The 22,206-nt window shown below is 68.9% G+C and carries 20 protein-coding genes and 1 pseudogene; 13 read left to right on the top strand and 8 right to left on the bottom strand.

Features of this window, described 5'->3' with window-relative positions; genetic code table 11:
- Positions 1-77: 77 nt before the first annotated feature.
- From ACXI0D_RS13135 to ACXI0D_RS13110, 6 genes are all read left to right on the top strand, one after another.
- Positions 78-1,232: an SIS domain-containing protein gene (locus ACXI0D_RS13135; protein ID WP_049444240.1), complete on the top strand. Its 1,155-nt coding sequence runs from the start codon at positions 78-80 to the stop codon at positions 1,230-1,232.
- Positions 1,225-2,163, top strand: a complete 939-nt coding sequence (locus tag ACXI0D_RS13130; protein ID WP_049444141.1) for an ROK family protein — start codon at positions 1,225-1,227, stop codon at positions 2,161-2,163. The genes ACXI0D_RS13135 and ACXI0D_RS13130 overlap by 8 nt, the downstream gene beginning before the upstream one ends.
- Before the next feature lie 16 nt (positions 2,164-2,179).
- Positions 2,180-3,514 carry a D-tagatose-bisphosphate aldolase, class II, non-catalytic subunit gene (locus ACXI0D_RS13125; protein ID WP_049444144.1) on the top strand — a complete coding sequence of 445 codons (1,335 nt, stop codon included), beginning with the start codon at positions 2,180-2,182 and terminating at the stop codon, positions 3,512-3,514.
- Between the two features lie 33 nt (positions 3,515-3,547).
- On the top strand, positions 3,548-4,324 hold the full coding sequence (locus ACXI0D_RS13120; RefSeq protein WP_479642663.1) for a DeoR family transcriptional regulator: 777 nt from the start codon (positions 3,548-3,550) through the stop codon (positions 4,322-4,324).
- Positions 4,321-5,448 carry an N-acetylglucosamine-6-phosphate deacetylase gene (gene nagA / locus ACXI0D_RS13115; RefSeq protein ID WP_479642662.1) on the top strand — a complete coding sequence of 376 codons (1,128 nt, stop codon included), beginning with the start codon at positions 4,321-4,323 and terminating at the stop codon, positions 5,446-5,448. Before ACXI0D_RS13120 ends, nagA begins: the two co-directional genes overlap by 4 nt.
- A 241-nt stretch (positions 5,449-5,689) precedes the next feature.
- Positions 5,690-7,492: an MFS transporter gene (locus tag ACXI0D_RS13110; protein ID WP_479642661.1), complete on the top strand. Its 1,803-nt coding sequence runs from the start codon at positions 5,690-5,692 to the stop codon at positions 7,490-7,492.
- Positions 7,493-7,544: 52 nt separating this feature from the next.
- Here ACXI0D_RS13110 and ACXI0D_RS13105 read toward each other — a convergent pair whose 3' ends face one another.
- The 6 genes from ACXI0D_RS13105 to ACXI0D_RS13080 all read right to left on the bottom strand — a co-directional run bounded on the left by ACXI0D_RS13105 (position 7,545) and on the right by ACXI0D_RS13080 (position 12,228).
- On the bottom strand, positions 7,545-8,015 hold the full coding sequence (locus ACXI0D_RS13105) for a SecDF P1 head subdomain-containing protein (RefSeq protein WP_049444150.1): 471 nt from the start codon (positions 8,013-8,015) through the stop codon (positions 7,545-7,547).
- Positions 8,012-8,563: an HdeD family acid-resistance protein gene (locus ACXI0D_RS13100; RefSeq protein ID WP_049400854.1), complete on the bottom strand. Its 552-nt coding sequence runs from the start codon at positions 8,561-8,563 to the stop codon at positions 8,012-8,014. Before ACXI0D_RS13100 ends, ACXI0D_RS13105 begins: the two co-directional genes overlap by 4 nt.
- Positions 8,564-8,621: 58 nt before the next feature.
- Positions 8,622-9,317, bottom strand: coding sequence for a ComF family protein (locus ACXI0D_RS13095; protein ID WP_049444152.1), 696 nt, complete (start codon positions 9,315-9,317; stop codon positions 8,622-8,624).
- Between the two features lie 97 nt (positions 9,318-9,414).
- A complete protein-coding gene (locus tag ACXI0D_RS13090; RefSeq protein ID WP_101766256.1) occupies positions 9,415-10,077 on the bottom strand; it encodes a hypothetical protein in 663 nt (220 codons plus the stop codon).
- The gene (locus ACXI0D_RS13085; protein ID WP_479642660.1) at positions 10,074-11,417 is read right to left on the bottom strand and encodes a chloride channel protein; all 1,344 of its coding nucleotides are present in this window, start codon (positions 11,415-11,417) and stop codon (positions 10,074-10,076) included. Before ACXI0D_RS13085 ends, ACXI0D_RS13090 begins: the two co-directional genes overlap by 4 nt.
- 241 nt (positions 11,418-11,658) lie before the next feature.
- Complete coding sequence (locus tag ACXI0D_RS13080) at positions 11,659-12,228, bottom strand: DUF3658 domain-containing protein (protein ID WP_049444159.1); 570 nt, start codon at positions 12,226-12,228, stop codon at positions 11,659-11,661.
- Positions 12,229-12,387: 159 nt separating this feature from the next.
- Between ACXI0D_RS13080 and bioB the strand changes: the two genes are divergently transcribed.
- The 5 genes from bioB (at position 12,388) to bioC (ending at position 17,226) form a co-directional block, all read left to right on the top strand.
- Entirely contained in the window at positions 12,388-13,431 is a 1,044-nt protein-coding gene (gene bioB / locus ACXI0D_RS13075) for a biotin synthase BioB (protein ID WP_049444160.1), read from the top strand.
- Positions 13,432-13,498: 67 nt separating this feature from the next.
- Positions 13,499-14,722, top strand: coding sequence for an 8-amino-7-oxononanoate synthase (gene bioF, locus ACXI0D_RS13070; RefSeq protein ID WP_119006899.1), 1,224 nt, complete (start codon positions 13,499-13,501; stop codon positions 14,720-14,722).
- 18 nt (positions 14,723-14,740) lie between these two features.
- Entirely contained in the window at positions 14,741-15,520 is a 780-nt protein-coding gene (gene bioH / locus ACXI0D_RS13065; protein WP_119006900.1) for a pimeloyl-ACP methyl ester esterase BioH, read from the top strand.
- A 29-nt stretch (positions 15,521-15,549) separates the two neighbouring features.
- Entirely contained in the window at positions 15,550-16,329 is a 780-nt protein-coding gene (locus ACXI0D_RS13060; protein ID WP_119006901.1) for an SDR family oxidoreductase, read from the top strand.
- Between the two features lie 12 nt (positions 16,330-16,341).
- Positions 16,342-17,226, top strand: a complete 885-nt coding sequence (gene bioC / locus ACXI0D_RS13055) for a malonyl-ACP O-methyltransferase BioC (RefSeq protein ID WP_479642659.1) — start codon at positions 16,342-16,344, stop codon at positions 17,224-17,226.
- 147 nt (positions 17,227-17,373) lie between these two features.
- Here bioC and ACXI0D_RS13050 read toward each other — a convergent pair whose 3' ends face one another.
- Both ACXI0D_RS13050 and ACXI0D_RS13045 read right to left on the bottom strand, forming a co-directional pair.
- Entirely contained in the window at positions 17,374-18,006 is a 633-nt protein-coding gene (locus ACXI0D_RS13050) for a YdcF family protein (protein ID WP_049444174.1), read from the bottom strand.
- On the bottom strand, positions 18,003-18,965 hold the full coding sequence (locus tag ACXI0D_RS13045) for a pyridoxal-phosphate dependent enzyme (protein ID WP_049444176.1): 963 nt from the start codon (positions 18,963-18,965) through the stop codon (positions 18,003-18,005). The genes ACXI0D_RS13050 and ACXI0D_RS13045 overlap by 4 nt, the downstream gene beginning before the upstream one ends.
- 160 nt (positions 18,966-19,125) lie before the next feature.
- Here ACXI0D_RS13045 and ACXI0D_RS13040 point away from each other — a divergent pair.
- Positions 19,126-19,619, top strand: a pseudogene (locus tag ACXI0D_RS13040) (hypothetical protein).
- Positions 19,620-20,152: 533 nt separating this feature from the next.
- Entirely contained in the window at positions 20,153-22,042 is a 1,890-nt protein-coding gene (mnmG, locus tag ACXI0D_RS13035) for a tRNA uridine-5-carboxymethylaminomethyl(34) synthesis enzyme MnmG (protein ID WP_479642658.1), read from the top strand.
- The last annotated feature ends 164 nt before the right edge of the window (positions 22,043-22,206 follow it).

Below are 22,206 nucleotides of genomic sequence, written 5' to 3'. Positions count from 1 at the left end.
TTCTTTCCTTTTACTTTCGATGTTTGACATTTCGAAAGAAAACGCAGATGGTGCGCTGGCCCAACTGGAACCTCCGAATGGACGTCACCCTGCTTTCCGATGTGTCCGCCTGGCAGCGCCTTGGCGGAGCCGATACCGCTACCGAAATCGCCCAGCAGCCTGCGCTGTGGGAAGCCCTCGCACAGGACCTGTCGCGTGCGCGCGACCGCCTGCAGGCCTTCCTCGGCGACAGCCTCAACGATCCCAACCAGCGCGTGCTGTTCACCGGCGCCGGCAGCTCCGGCTTCATTGCCGAGATGGTGGCCGACGCGATCAACGCGCAGTGGCCAGCTGATGTGCGCGTGGTGCACACCACCAGCCTGCTGACCCACCCGGCGCTGTACCTGCAGCGCGACCGCCCGACCCTGCTGGTCTCGTTCGGCCGCAGCGGCTCCAGCCCGGAGAGCGTGGCGGCAGTGGACCGCGTGCGCAGCGACGTGGATGACGCGCGCTTCCTCGACATCACCTGCAACGCCGATGGCGAACTGGCCCGTCGTGGCGCCGGCCGTGCCGACACCTGCACCCTGCTGATGCCCTCCGCCAGCTGCGACCGTGCCTTCGCCATGACCAGCAGCCTGACCTGCATGCTGCTGGCCGCATTGACCGTGTTCGATCGTTCGCCGTGGGATGCGCGCGTGGCGCGCCTGAAGCAGATCGCCGCGCTGGCCCGCGAAGGCCAGGCACAGTGGGATGCACCGGTGGCGGCGCTGGCGCAACGCCCGTTCAACCGCATCATCTACCTCGGCAGCGGCCCGCTGGAAGCGCTGGCACGCGAGTGCGCGCTGAAGGTGCTGGAGCTGACCGCCGGCCGCGTGCTGGCGCTGGCCAACACCCCGCTGGGCTTCCGCCATGGCCCGAAATCGACGCTGGACGGCAACACCCTGGTGGTGGTGCTGCGCAGCGTGCAGCCGCTGGCGCGCCGCTACGAACAGGACCTGCTGGAAGAGCTGCGCCGCGACGGCGTGGCCGGCCAGGTACTGGCGATCGGCCCGCATTCGGACATCGGCGCCGATGACGAATACCCCCTGATCGTGCCGGCACTGGACGATCCGTGGCTGGCGCCGGTATGGCTGGGCTTCGCGCAGCTGTTCGCGCTGCAGCGCTCGGCCGCGCTCGGGCTGACCCCGGACAACCCGTTCCCGGACGGCACCGTCAACCGCGTCGTCAAGGGCGTCACCATCCACCATGGCTGAGCTGATCGCCCACGCCTGCTACGGCATCGACATCGGCGGCACCAAGATCGAGCTGGTGGCGTGCGATGCGGCGATGCAGGTCACCTGGCGCCGTCGCGTCAGCACGCCGCAGGGCGACTACGACGGTTTCCTGCAGGCGGTGGTGGCGCTGGTGGCCGAGGCAGACGCTGCACTTGGCCGCAGTGATGCGGCCATCGGCATCGCCCTGCCCGGCGTGCGTGATCGCCGCACGGGTCGCCAGCTCAGTGCGAACGTGCCGGCACTGACCGGCCACAGCGTCGCCGCCGATCTGCAGGCCCGGCTGCAGCGCCCACTGCATTTCGGCAATGACCTGCAGTGCTTTGCCCTTTCCGAAGCGCACGGCGGCGCCGCCGATGGCTACCCCAGCATGTTCGGCGCCATCCTCGGCACGGGTGCGGGTGGTGGCTTCTGCCTGCAGGGCCGGCTGCTGTCCGGTTTCAACGGGCTGGCCGGCGAATGGGGCCACTGGAGCGTGCCCGGGCATCTGCTGCAGCGCCACGGCCTGCCGCTGATCGACTGCGCCTGTGGCCTGCAGGGCTGCGTGGAGCGCTATGTGTCCGGCAGTGGCGTGGCGATGATCGAGCGCCACCTTGGTGGCAGCGCCGCCGACGCCAGTGCGGTGATCGCCCTGGCCGAAGCCGGTGATGCGCGCGCGCGCAAGGCGCTGGACATCCATCGCGACCTGCTCGGCCACAGCCTGGCCGCGCTGGTGCTGGCGTTGGACCCGCACGTGATCGTGCTCGGCGGCGGTCTTTCGCAGTACGCGCCGCTCTACGAGCACCTGCCCGCCGCCATCGCCGCCCATCTGTTCAAGGGCGTGCAGGTGCCACCGATCGTGCCGCCACGCTTTGGCGATGCCGGCGGCGCACGTGGTGCTGCCCTGCTCGCCTGCCAACCCTCGTTTTCCTGATGTCCGGAGCCTGACCATGTCCCCGTTGCAGACCCTGCTTGCCTCCCACCGCGCTGGTGCCAACGTCGGCCTGTACAGCGTCTGCTGCAGCAACGAGCAGGTGCTGCGCGCAGCCATGCACGTGGCGCAGGCACATGGCACCGTGCTGCTGGTCGAGGCCACCTCCAACCAGGTCGACCAGTTCGGCGGCTACACCGGCATGACCCCGCCGCAGTACCGCGATTACGTCGGCACGCTGGCCGATGAGGAAGGCTTCCCGCGCGAGCGGCTGATCCTGGGCGGTGACCATCTCGGCCCGAATGCCTGGCAGAAGCGCCCGGCGGCCGAAGCGATGACCCACGCGCGCGTGCTGATCGAAGCCTACGTCGCCGCCGGTTTCCACAAGATCCACCTGGACTGCAGCATGTCCTGCGCCGACGACCCGGTGCCGCTGCCCGATGCCATCGTCGCCGCGCGTTCGGCCGAGCTGGCCGAGATCGCCGAGCGCACCGCCGCCGAACACGGCCTGCCGCCGCCGGTCTACGTGATCGGCACCGAAGTGCCGATTCCCGGTGGCGAAGCCTCGCTGGCCGAAGGCCTGCAGGTGACCACGCCGGCCGCCGCCGCGCAGACCCTGGCCATCCACCAGCAGGCGTTCGATACCCCGCAGCTGCGCGACGCGTGGCAGCGCGTGATCGCGATGGTGGTGCAGCCCGGCGTGGACTTCGACCACAGCAGCGTGCACGAATACGACCCGGCCGCCGCCAGTGCGCTGGCCGATTTCCTCGAACAGCAGCCGCGCATCGTGTTCGAAGCGCATTCCACCGACTACCAGCGCGAAAGTGGCCTGCACGCGCTGGTACGCGACCACTTCGCCATCCTGAAGGTCGGCCCGGCCGCCACCTTCGCCTACCGCGAGGCGCTGTTCGCGCTGGCCGCGATCGAAGCCGAACTGCTGCCGGCCGCACAGTGCTCGCGCCTGCCGCAGGTGCTGGACGAGGTGATGGTGGCGCAGCCGAAGTACTGGCAGTCCTATTACCAGGGCGATGACGCCGCGCTGCGGCTGCTGCGCAGCTACTCCTTCAGCGACCGCTGCCGCTACTACTGGGGCGAGCCGGCGCTGGTGCAGGCGGTGCAGACCCTGTTCGACAACCTGGAGCAGCACGCGCCGCCGCTGGTACTGCTCAGCCAGTACCTGCCGGAGCAGTACCGCGCCGTGCGCGAAGGCCGCCTGGTCAACACCCCCACCGCCCTGGTGCAGCACCGCATCGGCCTGTGCCTGGGCGAGTACGCCCGCGCCTGCAGCGCCAACCAGGCCGGCACCCGCGTGCAGAGCGCAGGTTCGGCTGCCGGCGTTCCTGCGAACGGCTAATCTCTACCTTTTCCCGCGAAACCGAGAATGGCCATGCGCAACACCCGCTCCCGCCGGCAACAGATCCTGCAGCTGCTGATCGAGCACGGCTCGGTACAGGTGGCCGATCTGGTCGAGCGCTTCGGCGTGTCGGCGGTGACCATCCGTGCCGATCTGACCCACTTCGAGTCGCAGGGCCTGGCCAACCGTACCCACGGTGGTGCCACGCTCGTTCGTACGCCGCCGCAGGAACAGGACATCCACGAGAAGGACGCACTGAACCTGCCGCTGAAGGAATCGATCGGTGCGCGCGCCGCGCGCCTGGTGCAGCCCGGCGACAACATCATCATCGACTCCGGCTCGACCACGATGACCCTGGCCCGCCACCTGCGCGCGCATCGCGACGTGACGGTGATGACCAACGGCCTGAACATCGCCTGGGAACTGGCCAATGCCGCAGGCATCACCGTGCTGCTGACCGGCGGCCTGCTGCGCCAGCAGTCGCTGTCGCTGCAGGGCAGCCAGGCCGAGGCCAGCCTCAACTCGTACAGCTTCGACACCCTGTTCCTGGGCGTGGACGGCCTGGACCTGCAGTTCGGCCTGACCACCCACGACGAGGCCGAAGCCCGCCTCAACCACCGCATGGTCGAGCGCGCGCGCCGCATCGTGGTGCTGACCGATGCCTCCAAGTTCGGCCGCGTCAGCCTGCACCGCATCGCCCTGCTGGATCAGATCCACGCCATCATCACCGACGCCGGCATCGACGATGCGACCCGCGAAGGGCTGCAGCGGCTGGGCATCGAAGTGATCATCACCGAGCCCACCGCATGACCGACACCCGCACCCTGCATGGCCGCATCCTCACCCCGCTGGGTTGGCGGCGCGGGCACGTCCACTTCGATTCGCACGTGCGCCAGCTGCAGGTGGATGACCACAGCGGCGCTGACGACCTGCAGCTGCCGGTGATCCTGCCCGGCTTCATCGACCTGCATGTGCATGGCGCGGCCGGCGTGGACCTGATGCAGGGCGGCGACGTGGCACGCACCATCGCCCGCACCCATCTGCGCTTCGGCACCACTACGCTGCTGGCGACCACCATGACCGCCGGGCTGGACGAGATCGAACACGCGCTGCAGGGTGTGGCCGCTACCATGGCGGCGCCCGATGCCGACGCCGCCTGCATTGCCGGCGTGCATCTGGAAGGCCCGTTCATCAGCCCGCAGCGCCTGGGCGCGCAGCCCAACCGCACCATTGAGGCGACGCTGGCGCTGGTGCAACTGCTGCATGCGCTGGCACCGATCCGGGTGATGACGCTGGCCCCCGAAATCGGCGAGCACACCGCGCTGATACCTGCGCTTTCGGCGATGGGCATCCGCGTGCAGCTTGGCCACAGCGCCGGCACCTACGAGGAAGGCGTGGCCGCGCTGCAGGCCGGTGCCTCCGGCTTCACCCACCTGTTCAACGGCATGACCGGCGTCGATCACTATCGCCCCGGTATTGCGGCGGCGGCGCTGGCGCATGCGCAGTACGCCGAGATCATTCCCGACCTGCAGCATATCCATCCCGGCGTGATCCGCCTGGCCGCGCGTGCGATTCCGCGCCTGTACGCAGTAACCGATGCCACCGCCGCCACCGGCATGCCCGACGGCGAGTACGCGCTTGGCGAGCAGCGCGTGCACAAGTGCGGCGGCTGCGTGCGCCTGGCGACCGGTTCGCTGGCCGGCAGCGCGCTGACCATGGACCAGGCGCTGCGCAACCTGGTGCGGGTCGGCCTGGAGCTGGCCGACGCGTCGCATCGGGTTTCCACGTTCCCGGCCGACTACCTGGGCCTGGACGATCGCGGCCGCATCGCGCCCGACGCCCGCGCCGACCTGGTGGTGCTGGACGCCGAGCTGCGCCTGCAGCAGGTGGTGGTGGGCGGGCGGGTAGTCGATTTGAACGCCGCAAACGCCTGATATCTGCGTTTTTGTAGAGCCGAAGGCAATGGCAGGAGCCATTGCCAACGTCGCTTGCGACGGCCCGGAGGGTGCCGATCAGGACGATCGGCATAGCCAGGCTCGGCTGCTTTTCATACCGACATCGATGACGTCCGTGCCGCGCTTCGCGCGGCAAGCCGAGCATGGCTCGGCTCTACATGAAGCGCGCAAGCGCAATGCCTCAGCCACGCACCATCCCCGTTATTCCAGGAATACGCCGATGACCGCAGCCGCCGCACCTGCCGTACCCGCTTCCACCGCCCCGCGCTGGCCCGTACGCTACCTGCTCTTCATCGGCGGCCTCGGTGGCCTGCTGTACGGCATCGACATCGGCATCATCGCCGGTGCCCTGCCCTACCTGGAGGCAACGGCCAGCCACGCGTGGCAGCTCAGCAGCCAGCAGCTCGGCTTCGTCGTCGCGGCAGTGCTGCTGGGCAGTGTGTTGTCCTCGCTGTTCGCCGGCATGGTCGCCGACCTGATCGGCCGCCGCGGCGCGATGCTGCTGGCCGGCCTGCTGTTCACCGCCTCGATTCCGATCATGGCGCTGGCTTCGGGCTACACGCCGCTGCTGCTCGGCCGGCTGCTGCAGGGCATCAGTGGCGGCCTGATTGGCGTGGTGATTCCGCTGTACCTGGCCGAAGTGCTCAGCCCCGAACGACGCGGGCGCGGCGCGGCGATGTTCCAGCTGTTGCTGACCGTCGGCCTGGTGCTGGCGGCGCTGATCGGCCTGTACCAGGCCCATGCAGTGGATGCCGCCGCCGAAGCCGTGCGCTCACTGCCGGTCGCGCAGCAGGCGCAGGAGCTGTTTGCGGTGAAGGACCACGCCTGGCGCACCATCTTCTGGACCTGCCTGGCGCCGGGCCTGCTGTTCTGCGCCGGCATCTTCTGGCTGTCCGAGTCACCGCGCTGGCTGGTGCGGCGCGGCCGCATCGATGACGCGCGCCGCAGCCTGCAGCGCGTGCTGCCGGCTGCGGAGGTGGAACCCACGCTTGCACAGATCCAGGCACCGGAATCGCGCAGCAGCAGCGGCAAGCGCGACCCGCTGCTCAGCCGCCGCTACGTGGTGCCGTTCCTGCTCGCCTGCGTGGTGCTGGCCTGCACCCAGGCCACTGGCATCAACTCGGTGCTGGCCTACGCAGTGAACATCCTCAACCAGGCGGGCCTGTCCGGCGCGGTGGCCAATGGCGCTGACGTGGCGATCAAGCTGCTCAATGCGGTGATGACCGTGGTCGCGCTGCTGCTGGTCGACCGCAAGGGCCGCAAATTCCTGCTGATGCTCGGCAGCGGCGGCATCTGCGTGGCCCTGCTGGCCGCCGCCACGCTGTTCTTCCAGGCCGAGCGCGGCCGTACCGACGTGCAGCCGCAGCTGCAGGCGGCGGTCAGCGGCGATGGCCTGCAACTGGTACTGGATGACGCGCAGTGGCAGCGCTTGGGTGTTGGCATCGACAGCGAAGGCAGGCCGCTGCAGCTGACCGTGTCGTATGCCTATGGCGACTTCACCAATGTGCGCGCCCTGCGCAGCGACAATCTGACCGACCGCGAGCTGCGCATCGAGCGTGCCGGCACCGTGCAGCCGGACAGCGTGATCGGCGCGTTCTTCCGCAAACTGCATCTGAACCCGTTCGCCGACCCGGCCAAGGCCGCGCAGGCACCGCTGCGCATCGAGCAGGCACGCATCGGCCCGGTGCCGCCGCCGGCCCACGGCTGGGCGGTGGCCGCCTGCATCCTGGTGTTCGTCGCGTTCTTCGCGGTCGGCCCCGGCGTCTGCGTGTGGCTGGCGCTGTCGGAGCTGATGCCGAACCGCATCCGCTCCAACGGCATGAGCATCGCACTGCTGATCAACCAGTTCGTGTCGACCACCATCGCCGCGATCTTCCTGCCCACGGTGGGCCACTACGGCTACGCCAGCATGTTCGTGTTCTGGGCGGCGTGCACCTTCGTGTTCTTCCTGGTAGCCGCGTTCTGGCTGCCGGAGACCAAGGGCAAGTCGCTGGAAGAGATCGAGGCCCGCTTCGCGCGGTAGCAGTCGACCTGGGTCGACCTCCGCGCGCAGCGCGGGGTTGCAGGCGCGCCCGTCATTCGCCCGTGATGTGCCTGGCCAGCGCCTGCGCTTCGGCAACGCTGGACAGCCCGCTCAGCATCATCGATTCGCCGAACGGTCCCTGCACCGTCGCCACCATCAGCACGCGGCCGTCCACGCTGATCGCCGCCCGCTGGCCCACCAGGGCCGCGGTGCCATCGTGGATGCGCTGGTGCGCCTCCGGCCGATAGCGGATCTGCAGGCCCGGCTGCTTGCCTTCATCCAGCACATAGCGCACATCGGCGATGTCCGCGCTGCCGGCAATCGGCGGCTCGCGCAGGGCCAGCGTCTCGCCCTGCCACTGCGCTTGGGTACCCTTGCCGTCTGCATCGACCGCGCTCAGGCGCACATCCACGCCGGGGCGTGGCGCATGCTCCTTGCCTGCCAGCGCACCGGGCGCGGCACCTGGCATGCATCCGGCCAGCACCAGCGCCGCCCCCAGCAGAAGCGGAAGCGCAACCCTCACTTCAGCTTCCGCAGCTTGAACGCCACAAGCACCTGCAACAGCCCGTACAGCAGGCTGCCGATGCCGATCCACAGCGTGGTCACCGCCACGCCTGCATACGGATTGGCAGCGAACAGCAGGCCCAGCACCACCGCCAGCACGCCACTGAGAATCAGCAGCCACTCGCCCTGGATCTGCTTGCGTACGCGGATCGCGAACACGATGCGATAGATGCCGGCCACCAGCAGCCATGCCGCCAGGAACAGCACCAGCACGCTGGCGGTGGCCAGCGGATTGATCACCGCCAGGATGCCGAAACCCAGCGAGGCGATGGCATACAGTGCCAGCCAGCCACGCGACGCACCGCTGCCGCCGCTGACCAGTGCGAACAGGCTGATGACACCTTCAACGATGGCCATCACGCCCAGCGTCCACGCCAGTGCCATGGCGGCGGACAGCGGCCAGCCAATGGCGATGATGCCGAAGCCCAGCGCAACCAGCCCATACAGCAGCAGGATCCACCAGCTGCGACCCACCGCCGACAACAAGGGAGACAAGGGGGAATTCATGGCCACTCCTTCGATCCGGAACCGGCCTCATCCTAGCCCCTGGCGATGAAGAGGACGATCACGGCACCCGCGCGCATACCCATACCCGCACCTCTTCAGCGCCCACGCAGCGCAGCGTTTCGGCAATCTCCATCACCGTACTCCCGGTGGTCATCACGTCGTCGACCACGGTCAGTCGCGGTGGCACCGGATCGCGTACATCGAACGCATCGAACAGGTTCTCCCGGCGCTGTTCGGCCGTGCGTTCGGACTGCGGCGCCGTATGCCGCTGCCGGTACAGCCCGTGCCAGACCGGCATCGGCAGCAGGCGACACAGTTCGGCGGCCTGGTTGTAGCCGCGCTGGCGCAGGCGGCGCCGGTGCAGCGGTACCGGCACCAGCGGTGGGCATGACCAGGGCGGCGGTGCGCGTCGCATCAACTGCGCCAGCAGGCGGCCGGCCGCCAGGTCCTGATGAAACTTGTAGCGCACCAGCAGCTGGTCGACCGGTGGCAGGTACAACAGGCTGGCATGGGTGGCCGTCTGCGGTGGTGCTTCCTCGCGGCAGCTGCCGCAGACGATCAACGCCGTGTCGGGCAACGGCAACGCACAGCGCAGGCAGGCACGGCCGGACCACGGCAGGTCGGCAAGGCAGGCGCGGCACAGGTCAAGATCATCGTGGCCCGGGTCGCCGCAGACCAGACACCGCAGTGGCAGGAGCACGCGAAGCAGCGCTGCGGGCCAATCCGCCGGTAGAGGGAGGTAGGCAAGAGGCATACCCCAACCTGCCCGCGCAGCGATGCCGGAACCATCACCGGCAACCACACCGGACGGTCAGGAAAGCGGACGCAGTACCGTCGGTCGTCTCATCGGGTCAGTCACGCAGGGATGCCCGCCAGGCCACCAGGGCGGCGGCGGCGCGCTGGGTCCTGTACTCATCCGGATTGACGCCCATTTCATTGCGCGCCATGCCGGCAAGGGCCGCACACAGTTCCTGTTCGCCTGCACCGCGCAGCAGCTGGGACTCGATGCGATCTGCGTAGGCGGCGTACTCGCCACGGCAGTCCGGATTGGCCTGGATGCCTATTGGATCCCATACATAGTGCAGGACTTCATCCACCGCTCGGCCCAGTGCACCGCGCCTGCGTTCTGCCGCCTGGCGGACCTCCTTCCAGTGTGGCGTGTTGTGCAGTGCCTCGAACGGCATCGGCACCGGCGACAACAGGTAGGAGATGCCGTCTTCTTCCTGCTTGACGTGCCAGACGCCAACACCGACATCCGCCATGTGCTCCGACAGCGGGAAAACAAAGGCGGGCAGCCACAACAGCTCGATGCGGCCATCTCCCTGCCAGCCCAGGGCGGTGAACATCCCGGCTGCGGTCTCCCGGTAGGCCTGCGCGGCAGCCTCGCCGACCAGTTGCCCCGGATCCAGCATGAACACCCGGTTGTCGATGTACTCGACCACGCTGCCATGGAACTCGCGCAAGCGCTCGGGCGGGTAATCGATGACCTGTTCAGGGGCGATGGTGTAGCTCACTTCGTGAAATCCTTTCCGCTGGAAGGCGAGTGTGGCGCGACGACGGGCATCATCAACAACTCCGCCAACCCACGATAGATCGGCACCCGGCACACCAACCCGGACACACCACGCGCGATCAGCACCGTGGCCAGGATCGGCAGCAGCAGGTCGCCGCTGTCGGTCAGCTCCAGCGAAATCACCGCCGAGGTCAGCGGTGCCTGGGTGACGCCGGTCAGATAGGCGCACATGCCTAACAGTACAAATGCTCGCGGATCCACGCCCGGCATCAGTACCGCCAGGTTATGCCCAAGGCCGGCACCGACCGCCAGCGCCGGCGAGAACAGGCCACCGGGGATACCCGCCACGTAGGACGCCAGATTCGCCAGCAGCTTCATCAGACCGAATTCATGGCCGACCATCGCCTGCCCCTGCACCAGGCTGCGCGCCTGCTCGTAGCCGGTGCCGAACGCGCCTTCGCCGAACGTCAACGCCAGCGCCACCACCACCAGGCCGCAGCCTGCAGCCAGCAGCACGGGATGCCGCTGCCGCAGCTGGCCCAGCCAACGCGGGCGGCCCGCCGCACTCGCCAGCACCGCGCGCGCGAACAATCCACCCAGCAATCCGGCCACTGCGCCGCACAGCAGGATCGCCAGCCAGCCCTGTCCCAGCGGCAGCCGCGCGCTCACATGACCGAAGTAGGTGTAGTTGCCGAGCAGGCCGAGCGACACCACGCCACCGACAATCACTGCGGTCAGCAAGGTGCCGGAGAACCGATGCTCGAAACGGCCGCTGAGCTCCTCGATGGCGAAGACGATGCCGGCCAGCGGCGTGTTGAACGCCGCCGCAATGCCCGCCGCGCCGCCCGCCAGCAGGAAGTGCGAGAGCTCGCGTGGGTCCTTGAAGCCGAACCAGCGGCCGAACAGGTACATCAGGCTGGCACCCACATGCACCGTCGGGCCCTCGCGCCCGACCGACGCGCCGCCCAGCAGCGACAACGACGTCAGCAACAGCTTGCCCGCCGAGACCGCAGGCGAAAGATTGGTCCTGCGGAACGACTCATCCGGCTTGTCCAGTGCGGCGATGACCTGCGGAATGCCGCTGCCCCGTGTGGGCTTCAGCACGCCAGAAGTGAGCCACACCAACAACGCGAAGATGCCCGGTGTGAGCGGCAGGGCCCACCACGGCGAATGCGAGGTGATGCGCTGGAACAGGTGGAAGGCCGCGTCGCTGGCCTTGGCGAACAGGATGGCCACCAGTGCCACGGCCACGGCGCCGCCCCAGAGTGCGGCGCGGCGGCGCCAGGCCTCACTGAGAACCAGCGCGGTGATACGGCCGCGGAGGCGATGGAGATCGGTCATGCGGGGCAGTCTGGACGCTGCGGAGGAAGGCGGACAGCGGCTACTGTGGCTGAAGGCCTTGCAGGATGCGGTGAAATGCCCGGCCGTGGATCCTGCTGACAGCCTGCCCCGTGCGTGCACCGCTAGACGGGCAGGCGCTCCCGCCACCGGCGCTTTTCCACGCTGCGCACGTTGGGCTGCTACCGCAGCCAATCCAGATAGCGCGGCAGATGTGCCAACTCATCATCGCTCGCATCACCGGTCAGGGCTGCTGCCGGATGCGCACTTCGCCATGGCGCATGCGCGCCAGGTCGCCCTGCGCTTCCAGTACGCCGCGCGCGACCAGTTTGCGCACGCGCTGGGCGTAGAAGACATCGGCAATGCCGGGGCGGCGCTGCGGGTCCAGCGACATCGCGTTGCCCACGATGAAGGCGATTTTCCGGAACTGCCCATCGCAGTGGGAAAGCAGTTGCGCATCGATCCAGGCGATGTCCTCGTCGGTCAGCGCGGCGATGTTCTGCCGCTGCTGCTCGGTAAGGTGGGCATCGCTGTCGGGCTCCTCCTCGGTGTCGCGCAGGCAGCCATTGATGGCCAGCAGGCGAACCAGCACGTACAGACCGAACGCCTGCAACTCCTCGTCGGGCAGCGTCGAGGGATCGAGCTGCCCCGCCGCGTAGTCCTTGAAGGTCACGAAGATGCGGTTCTGCCAGTGACCGGGTTCACTCGTCTGGCGCAGATCATCCATCACCACGCGCAGGCCGCCGTCAGGCAGTTCGGCCAGGCTGCACAGCACCGCATCGGGGCGGATCGGGTAGGGCTGGTAGCTGTCCATGGCTCATGCTCGCGAGTCCGTATGCAGCAATGAACTTACACCGTAGCGCGCATTTCTGGCGGTCGATTTCTGTAAACTGCACAAGAATATTTAAGTTGACAGGCCTCGCCAGCCCACCCACACTGCCGCCCTCGCTCCACTCGTACCCAAGGTCCCGCCATGGCTGCTGCCATCCGCCACGACTGGCAACACGACGAACTGCAGGCGCTGTTCGATCTGCCGTTTCCCGAGCTGCTGTTCCGCGCCGCCGCGGTCCATCGCGAGCATTTCGACCCATCGCAGGTGCAGGTCTCCACGTTGCTGTCGGTGAAGACCGGCGGCTGCCCGGAAGACTGCGCGTACTGCCCGCAGGCGCAGCGCTACAGCACCGGGGTGAACGCGCAGAAGCTGATGGAGACCGACGCAGTGCTGGCCAAGGCACGCCAGGCCAAGGCCGCCGGTGCCTCGCGCTTCTGCATGGGTGCCGCGTGGCGTTCGCCGAAGGACCGCGACATCCCGAAGGTGGCGGCGATGATCGCCGGGGTGAAGGCGCTGGGCCTGGAGACCTGCGCCACGCTGGGCATGCTCAGCGGCGAGCAGGCGCGTGCGCTGAAGGACGCCGGCCTGGACTACTACAACCACAACCTCGACACCGCGCCGGACTACTACGATTCGATCATCCACACGCGCCAGTACCAGGACCGTCTGGACACGCTGGAGCACGTGCGCGATGCCGGCCTGAAGACCTGCTGCGGCGGCATCGTCGGCATGGGCGAGACGCGCGCGCAGCGCGTCGGCCTGCTGCTGGCGCTGGCCACGCTGCCGGCACATCCCGATTCGGTACCCATCAACAAGCTGGTGCAGGTGGCGGGCACGCCGCTGCACGGCAGCGCCGAGCTGGACCCGTTCGAGTTCGTGCGCATGATCGCGGTGGCACGCATCGCCATGCCACGCTCGATGGTACGGCTGTCGGCCGGGCGCGAGGCGATGAGCGACGAACTGCAGGCGCTGTGCTTCCTGGCCGGTGCCAACTCGATCTTCTACGGCGACAAGCTGCTGACCACCGGCAACCCGGAGAGCGAGCGCGACCTGGCCTTGTTCGCTCGGCTGGGATTGCAACCGATGGCGGTGCAGGTGGATGCCGAGGGTCATGACCACGGCGGTACCGTGCACGCCGATATCAGCGCCGATGCGCCGGCCTGTGGCTGCGCTCACGCGGCCTGAGACGGGTCGCAAGCAGGCGCCGCGGCAACGCGCTACCCTAGCCGCCCCGTCGCCGCATTCAGCCGCCATGGCCCGCCCCGACCTGACCGCCCGCCTCCACGCCCAACGCGCCCTGCGCGATGCCCAAGGCCGTCGCCGCACGCGGCGCACGGTCACCCGTCGTGACGGCGTCCGCCTGGAAGTGGACGGCCAGTGGCTGACCGGCTTCTGCAGCAACGATTACCTGGGCCTGGCCCAGCAGTTCAGCGTGGTCAATGCACTGCAGGATGCGGCCGCACGCGAAGGCACCGGCGCGGGTGCCTCGCATCTGGTCTGCGGCCACCACGCCCTGCATGAGGCGCTGGAGCGCGAAGTGGCGGAGTGGCTGGGCTACCCGCGCGCGCTGCTGTTCGGCAGCGGCTTCGCCGCCAACCTGGCCGTGCAGCAGGCGCTGCTGAGCGAAGAGAACGATGTGTGCGTGCAGGACAAGCTCAACCACGCCAGCCTGCTCGATGCGACGCGGCTGGCCGGTGCGCGCCTGCGCCGTTATCCGCACCTTGATGCCGAAGGTGCGATGCGCCAGCTCAAGCACGCGCCCGATGGCGCGGCGATGCTGGCCACCGATGGTGTCTTCAGCATGGATGGCGACATCGCACCGCTGCGTGCATTGTCGCTTGTGGCACGCCTGCAGCAGGCGCTGTTCTATGTGGACGATGCGCATGGCGTGGGCGTGGTGGGCGATGGCCGTGGCGCGGTCGCGGCTGCCGGACTGGGCGTGGACGATGTGCCGCTGCAGCTGGTCACGCTGGGCAAGGCACTGGGCGGTTCCGGCGCGCTGGTGCTGGGCCGCGACGACCTGATCGAGCACCTGGCCGAAACCGCGCGCCCCTACATCTACACCACCGCGATGCCGCCGCCGCTGGCCGCCGCAGCACTGGAAGCGGTGCGCCTGGCACGCCGTGACAACTGGCGGCGTTCGAAACTGACCGACCTGATCGCGCTGTTCCGCGGCGAAGCCCGCCGCCATGGCCTGGACCTGATGGCCTCGGAAACGCCGATCCAGCCGCTGCTGTGTGGCGACGACCACCGCGCCGTGGCGATGTCCAAGGCATTGGAACAGGCCGGTTGGCTGGTCGGCGCGATCCGCCCGCCCACGGTTCCCGAAGGCAAGGCGCGCCTGCGCGTCACCCTGTCCGCGTTGCACACCCCCGAGCAGGTGCGTGGCGTGGTCGAAGCCATTGCCAGCGCGCGCGATCGCGTCGACCTGGCCGCGCGTGAGGCCGCGCCACCGCCGCTGCCGGTCTTTGCCTGAGCCTGTTGCCGTTTTCCCATGCATATCGACGTCACCGGCCAGGGGCCGGACCTGGTACTGATCCATGGCTGGGCCCTGCAGGGCGGTGTGTTCGCGCCGTTGGTGCAACGCCTGGCCGATCGCTTCACCCTGCATCTGGTTGATCTGCCGGGCCACGGCCACAGCCGCGAGGACAGCACGCCGCTGCGCCTGCCGTTCGTGGTCAACGCCATCGCCGCGGCCACGCCGCCGGCGGTGTGGTGCGGCTGGTCGCTGGGCGGCCTGTTTGCGCTGCACGCCGCTGCAACGCTGCCGAAGGTGCGCGGGCTGGCAATGATCGCGGCCACGCCGCGCTTCGTGCGTGGCGAAGACTGGCCGCATGCGGTGGAACCGGCGGTGTTCGAACAGTTCGGGCGCGAGCTGGCCAGCGATTTCGGCGGCACCCTGGAACGCTTCCTGGCGCTGGACGTGATGGGCTCGGCACACGCCCGCGAGGAGCTGCGCACGCTGCGCCAGCGCCTGGTCGAGCGCGGTGCACCCACCGAACGCGCCCTGCTGGAAGGCCTGCGCCTGCTGGAAAGCACCGACCTGCGCGGCGCACTGCCGACGCTGGGCAAACCCAGCCTGTGGATCGCCGGCCAGCGTGACCGGCTGGTGTCGCCGACGGCGATGCAGGCCGCTGCGGCACTGGCCCCGGGCGGGCAGGCGCTGACCATCGCCCACGGCGGCCATGCGCCGTTCCTCGGCCATGCCGACGAGGTCGCCGCGGCCCTGCAACACTTCGTTGCCGGCCTGTCACCGGCCGATGGCGGACAATGAGCGCCTTCCTCATTCCGCGGGATTGACGCATGGATCTGGGTATCAACGGCCGCTGGGCACTGGTCTGCGGCGCAAGCAAGGGGTTGGGCCTGGGCTGCGCGCGGGCACTGGTGCGCGAGGGTGTCAACGTGGTGATCGTGGCCCGGGGCGAAGCCGCCCTGCAGACCGCCGCTGAAGAGCTGCGTGCCCTGCCCGGCGCCGCCGAAGTCCGCGTGGTCGCCGCCGACGTCACCACCGAGGCCGGTCGCTCCACAGCGCTCGCCGCGTGCCCGCAGGTGGACATCCTGGTCACCAATGCCGGTGGCCCGCCGCCTGGCGATTTCCGCAGCTTCGAGCGCGACGACTGGATCGCCGCACTGGACGCCAACATGCTGGCGCCGATCGCGCTGATCCGCGCCACCGTGGACGCGATGATCGCGCGCGGCTTCGGCCGCATCGTCAACATCACGTCCTCGGCAGTGAAAGCCCCGATCGACATCCTGGCGCTGTCCAACGGCGCGCGCAGCGGCCTGACCGGCTTCGTCGCCGGGCTGTCGCGCCGCACCGTGGCGCACAACGTCACCATCAACAACCTGCTGCCCGGCCAGTTCGACACCGACCGCCTGCGCGCCAACTTCGCCCACTCTGCGGGCAAGGACGGCGATGCTGCGGAAGTGGCCGAACGCCGCCGCCAGCAGATTCCCGCCGGCCGCTTCGGCACGCCGGATGAATTCGGCGCCGCCTGCGCCTTCCTGTGCAGTGCACAGGCCGGTTACCTCACCGGGCAGAACCTGCTGATCGACGGCGGCGCCTACCCCGGTACGTTCTAAGAGACTTTCGCAATGCCGTCCCACTTCGATGCCCGCCATGTCCGCCGCGCGTTCGCCCGCGCCGCCAACAGCTATGACGCCGCCGCCGCCCTGCAGCGCGAGGTGCAGGCGCGGCTGATCGAATCGCTGGACTACCTGGAGGCACGCAAGCCCGAAGTGGTGCTGGACATCGGTGCCGGCACCGGCCACGCCAGTGCACTGATGAAGAAGCGCTGGCCGAAGGCGCAGGTGATCGCGCTGGACGTGGCGCTGCCGATGCTGGACCAGGCCAAGCGCCAGGCTGGCTGGTGGAAGCCGTTCCAGCGCCTGTGCGGCGACGCCGCCGCGCTGCCGCTGGCCGACAACAGCGTGGACGTGATCTTCAGCAACCTGTGCCTGCAGTGGGTGGACGACCTGCCGGCGGTGTTCGCCGGGTTCCGTCGCGTGCTCAAGCCCGGTGGCCTGCTGTTGTGCTCCACTTTCGGCCCGGACACGCTGGTCGAACTCAACGAAGCCTTCGCGACCGCCGATGACCGCCCGCACGTGAGCCGCTTCGCGCAGATCGCCCAGTTCGGCGATGCGCTGATGATGGCCGGCTTCCGCGACCCGGTGCTGGACCGCGATCTGTTCACCCTGACCTACGACGACCTGCCCTCGCTGATGCGCGAGCTGCGCGCGATGGGCGCGACCAATGCGCGGGTGGACCGCCGCCACACGCTGACCGGGCGTGGCCGTTTCGCCGCTGCTGCGGCGGCGTATGAACCGATGCGCCGTGCCGACGGCAAGCTGCCCAGCAGCTGGGAAGTGATCTATGCCCACGCCTGGGCACCGGACCCGGGCGCACCGATCCGCGAAGGCGGGCACGACGTGGCCTCGGTACCGGTGTCGGCGATTCCGATCCGGCGCAAGCAGACCTGATCACGCGACCGCGCACCTGCTTCTGGTAGGTGCCAACCTTGGTTGGCCTCTACCGATCATCCGGTAGTGCCGGCCGCTGGCCGGCAGATGTCCACCATGGAATCATGAGGTTGCCGGCCAGCGGCCGGCACTACCGACTGCAACCAATCAGGTATTGGCCGGCGAACTCAGCGGCGGGCGCACCAGGTCGCGGTGGAAGAAATAGATCTCCTGCACCAGGAAGCGCCAGCTGGTGTGGAAGCTGCGGAAGCGCGTGCTGGGCGTGGACGAGGCCAGCGCATCGATGCCCAGCGCCTTGCTCAGGCGCAGCGCGCGCGCCATGTGCAGCGGGTCGCTGACGATGATCACCCGGTGCAGGTCGCGCTGGTCCATCAGCCGCTTGGCTTCGACCAGGTTCTGCACGGTGTTGCGCGAGGCGGTCTCGATCAGGATCGCGTCGTCCGGCACGCCATGCTTGAGCGCATAACGCCGCGCCACCTGCGATTCGGAAAAGCGCGCGCCGGTGCCGCCATAGCCACCGGTGAAGATCAGCAGTGGCGCGTACTGTGCGTCATAGAGATCCAGGCCATGGCGGATGCGTTCTTCGAACACCGGCGACGGCTTGGCGTCATAGGCCGCCGCGCCGAGCACGATGATCGCGTCGGCCTTGGCCGCCTGGTCGCGCTCACCCACCCAGACGATCCAGGCGGTCACCCCCAGCAGCCAGATCACCAGCAGCACGAACAGCCGCCACAGCCAGCCCAGCAGGCCGGTGCGATGCCGGTGCCGGTCGCGGCTCAAGGCGCCCCCCAGCGCAGCGCGGGCAGGTCGACATTGCCACCGGACAGCACCAGGCCCACGCGCAGGCCGGCGAACCGCTGCGGCTGTGCCAGCACCGCGGCCAGCACGGTGGCCGAGGACGGCTCGACCACCTGCTTGAGCACCTCCCACAGCAGGCGCATCGCGGCCGTGGTGGCAGCGTCGTCAACCACGATCACCTCGGCGCCGGCCGCGCGCAGCAGCGCGAAGTTGGGGGCGCCGATCAGGGTACGCAGGCCATCGCAGATCGTGTCCGGGGTGAAGGCCGCCTGGCGCTCGCCTGCGGCCAGCGAGCGTGCGGTGTCATCGGCGCCGGCCGGTTCGGCCAGCACCAGCCGGGTCTGCGGGCTGGCGAGCTGCAGGGCCAGCGCGCTACCGCTGGCCAGGCCACCGCCGCCCACCGGCACCACCAGCACATCGAACGGGCCGTCGCTGTGCAGCAGTTCCAGCGCCGCGGTGCCCTGTCCGGCCATCACCGCCGGGTCCGCATACGGATGAACCAGGGTCGCGCCGGTATCGGCCTGCACCTTGGCGCAGGTGGCCTCACGGTCGGCGATGGTCGGCGGGCAGCGCCAGAGGGTGGCACCGTGCCGGGCGATGTTGGCCAGCTTGGCCGCCACCGCACCTTCGGGCACCACCACGTGACAGGGGATGCCACGGGTGCGCGCGGCCAGGGCCAGGGCAGCGCCGTGGTTGCCGGAGGAATGGGTGACCACGCCGGCACGGGCGCGATCGGCATCCAAAGACCACACCGCGTTGCAGGCACCGCGGAACTTGAATGCGCCGCCGCGCTGCAGGTGTTCGGCCTTGAACGCCAGCTGCGCGCCGGCCAGCGCATCAAGCGTGCGCGAGCGCAGCACCGGGGTCACGCTGGCGTGCGGCGCGATCCGCGCAGCGGCAGCCAGGACATCGTGGGCACGGGGCAACAGTGAATCGCTCATGACGCAAGATTAACGTATGGCTCCGCGCTGGCGACCCCGGCACAGGTCATGCCAGCATGAGGGCCTTCACCTCCATTCATCCTGGCCAGTGAAGTTAAGGGCCGATTCAACGCCTGCGCACGAAGCTGACTGCACAACCCGTCCTCTGGGGGGACCCACCATGAAAACGCGCCTGATGCTTGCCGGTGGCCTGTTGCTGGCCCTGACCGGCTGCACCACCTACGACTACGTCGGCGGTGGCCGCAGCGGCAAAGCTACCACCACGGTGCGCCGTCGGTGGAATACCGCTACCCGGCCGGCTATCCCTACAACTACGGCTACCCGTACTACGGCGGCTATGGCGGCTACTACGGCGGCTATGGCAATCCGTACTACTCGCGCCCGGTCTACCGCCCGCCGCACAACCACCGCCCGCCGCCGCGCCCGCCCGGCAATGGTGGCGAGAACCGTCCGCCGCCGCCGTCGCGGCCGTCGTACAACGGCGGTTCGCCGTGGCGGAACATGGACTCGATGCGTCGCCCGCCGCAGTCGAACATCCAGCCGTCGGCGCCTCCGCCGCAGGCCCGTCCGGCCCCGGCGCCCAGTGCGCCAAGGATGAACGGTTCCCCCTGGCGCAACATGGATCGTGGGACGCAGCGCACAGTTGAGCGCTGAACCGTCTTGCATTTCACACGGTCCAAGCCGCAGTTACGGGACCAGTGACGGCCCGCGTCACAAAGTGACAAAAACGACACGGGCCGCCGCAAAAAGCTCTACGTCGATATCCGACAGGAACATCTGGATCCCCCCTGTTCCGGCCCTGTCGGATGTCGGCACCTCTGAAGGCAGACGGCCCCGCAATGCGGGGCCGTTTGTTTTCGGCGAGAGCCCCAGCATCAGTAGATCCACGCCATGCGTGGATGGGGCCTTCCCGACAGCCCCAAAAAACAGGGCCGGACAGTCCCCCGACTGCCGGCCCTCTGCTCCCCCACCGTGCGCCTGTACCGGCCCCTGTTCCAATTCCGGTCACGGGCGCCTACGGCGCCAGCCACGGTGGGTGCTATTGGGTTATCTGCAAAAATCCTGCCAACTTTAGGGCTGATTTCGACGCCGGCCGGCCGGCACCGGCGCCCCGGCCCCGAATGGCGCTAAAATCGCCACCCCGGCGCCGCCCCCGGTCCGCGCCCGCCGCCAGCTGAACAGCCCCCATGAACCCGTCCTTCCATCGTTACGACGTCATCGTCATCGGCGGTGGCCACGCCGGCACCGAAGCCGCGCTGGCCGCGGCCCGTACCGGCGTGCGCACCCTGCTGCTGACCCACAACATCGAGACGGTGGGCGCAATGAGCTGCAACCCGGCCATCGGCGGCATCGGCAAGGGCCACCTGGTCAAGGAAATCGACGCCCTGGGCGGTGCGATGGCGCATGCCGCCGACCGCGCCGGTATCCAGTGGCGCACGCTCAACGCCTCCAAGGGCCCGGCTGTGCGCGCCACCCGCTGCCAGGCCGACCGCAACCTGTACCGCATGGCGATCCGCGCCATCGTCGAAGGCCAGGCCAACCTGACCGTGTTCCAGGCGGCGGTGGATGACCTGGTCATCGAAGGCGACGCCGTGCGTGGGGTGATCACCCAGACCGGGCCGCGCTTCGACGCCGAGGCCGTAGTGCTGACGGCCGGCACGTTCCTGGCCGGCAAGATCCACGTCGGCCCGACCCAGTACGCCGCCGGCCGCATGGGCGATCCGCCGGCCACCACGCTGGCGGCGCGCCTGCGCGAGCGCCCGTTCCAGGTCGACCGCCTGAAGACCGGCACGCCGCCGCGCATCGATGGCCGCTCGCTGGACTACAGTGTGATGGACGAGCAGCCCGGCGACACACCGCGGCCGGTGATGTCCTTCCTCGGCTCGGTGGACGAGCATCCGCAGCAGGTCAGCTGCTGGATCACCCACACCACCGAACAGACCCACCAGATCATCCGCGACGCGCTGCACCGCTCGCCGCTGTACAGCGGCCAGATCGAAGGCATCGGCCCGCGCTACTGCCCGTCCATCGAGGACAAGGTGGTGCGCTTCGCCGAGAAGGCCAGCCACCAGATCTTCGTCGAACCCGAAGGCCTGGGCATCGTCGAGATCTACCCCAACGGCATCTCCACCTCGCTGCCGTTCGACGTGCAGCTGGAGATGGTGCGCAGCATCCGCGGTTTCGGCAACGCGCACATCACCCGTCCCGGCTATGCGATCGAGTACGACTTCTTCGATCCGCGTGGGTTGAAGGCCTCGCTGGAAACCAAGCTGGTCAACGGCCTGTTCTTCGCCGGCCAGATCAACGGCACCACCGGCTATGAAGAAGCCGCCGCGCAGGGCCTGCTGGCCGGCCTCAACGCCGCGCGCCAGGTGCGCGGGCTGGACAGCTGGTGCCCGCGCCGCGACGAGGCGTACCTGGGCGTGCTGGTGGATGACCTGATCACCCACGGCACCAACGAGCCGTACCGCATGTTCACCAGCCGCGCCGAGTACCGCCTGCAGCTGCGCGAGGACAATGCCGACCAGCGCCTGACCCCCGCTGGCCGCGAAATGGGCCTGGTGGATGACCGTCGCTGGAGCGCGTTCGAGACCAAGCAGGCCGCGGTCGCCGCCGAGCGCGCACGTCTGGGCGCGCTGTGGGCGACCCCGGCCAATGCGCTCGGCCGCGAAGTGCAGGACGCGCTGGGCGTGGCGGTGAGCCGCGAAACCAACGTGCTGGACCTGATCAAGCGCCCGGAGCTGGATTACGCGCAGCTGATGCAGGTGCCATCGCTGGGCCCGGCCGTGACCGACGCCAAGGTGGCCGAGCAGGTGGAGATCGGCGTGAAGTACGCCGGCTACCTGGACCGCCAGCGCGAGGAGATCGAGCGCCAGCAGCGGCATGAAGCCACCCCGATCGCCGAAGCCTTCGACTACGCGACGGTGCGCGGGCTGTCGGCCGAAGCCTTGCAGAAGCTGGAGCGCGTGCGCCCGCAGACCATCGGCCAGGCGCAGCGCATCCCGGGCATGACCCCGGCCGCGATCTCGCTGCTGCTGGTGCACCTGGAGCGTGCACGCCGCGGCCGCGTGGCGTAAGCGGTCGCACCTGCTCTGGTGGGTGCCGACCTTGGTCGGCACGAATCATCAGATCGCGATGCTGCATGCATTTGTGCCGACCAAGGTCGGCGCCTACAAGGCCTGCCCCGGTAGATCCACGCCATGCGTGGATGAAGGCATTTGTGCCGACCAAGGTCGGCACC

The sequence above is a fragment of the Stenotrophomonas sp. C9D9 genome (genome assembly GCF_056491205.1).
The sequence above is the reverse complement of the archived record's forward strand: the minus strand, read 5'-3'. Positions and strand labels throughout refer to the sequence as shown.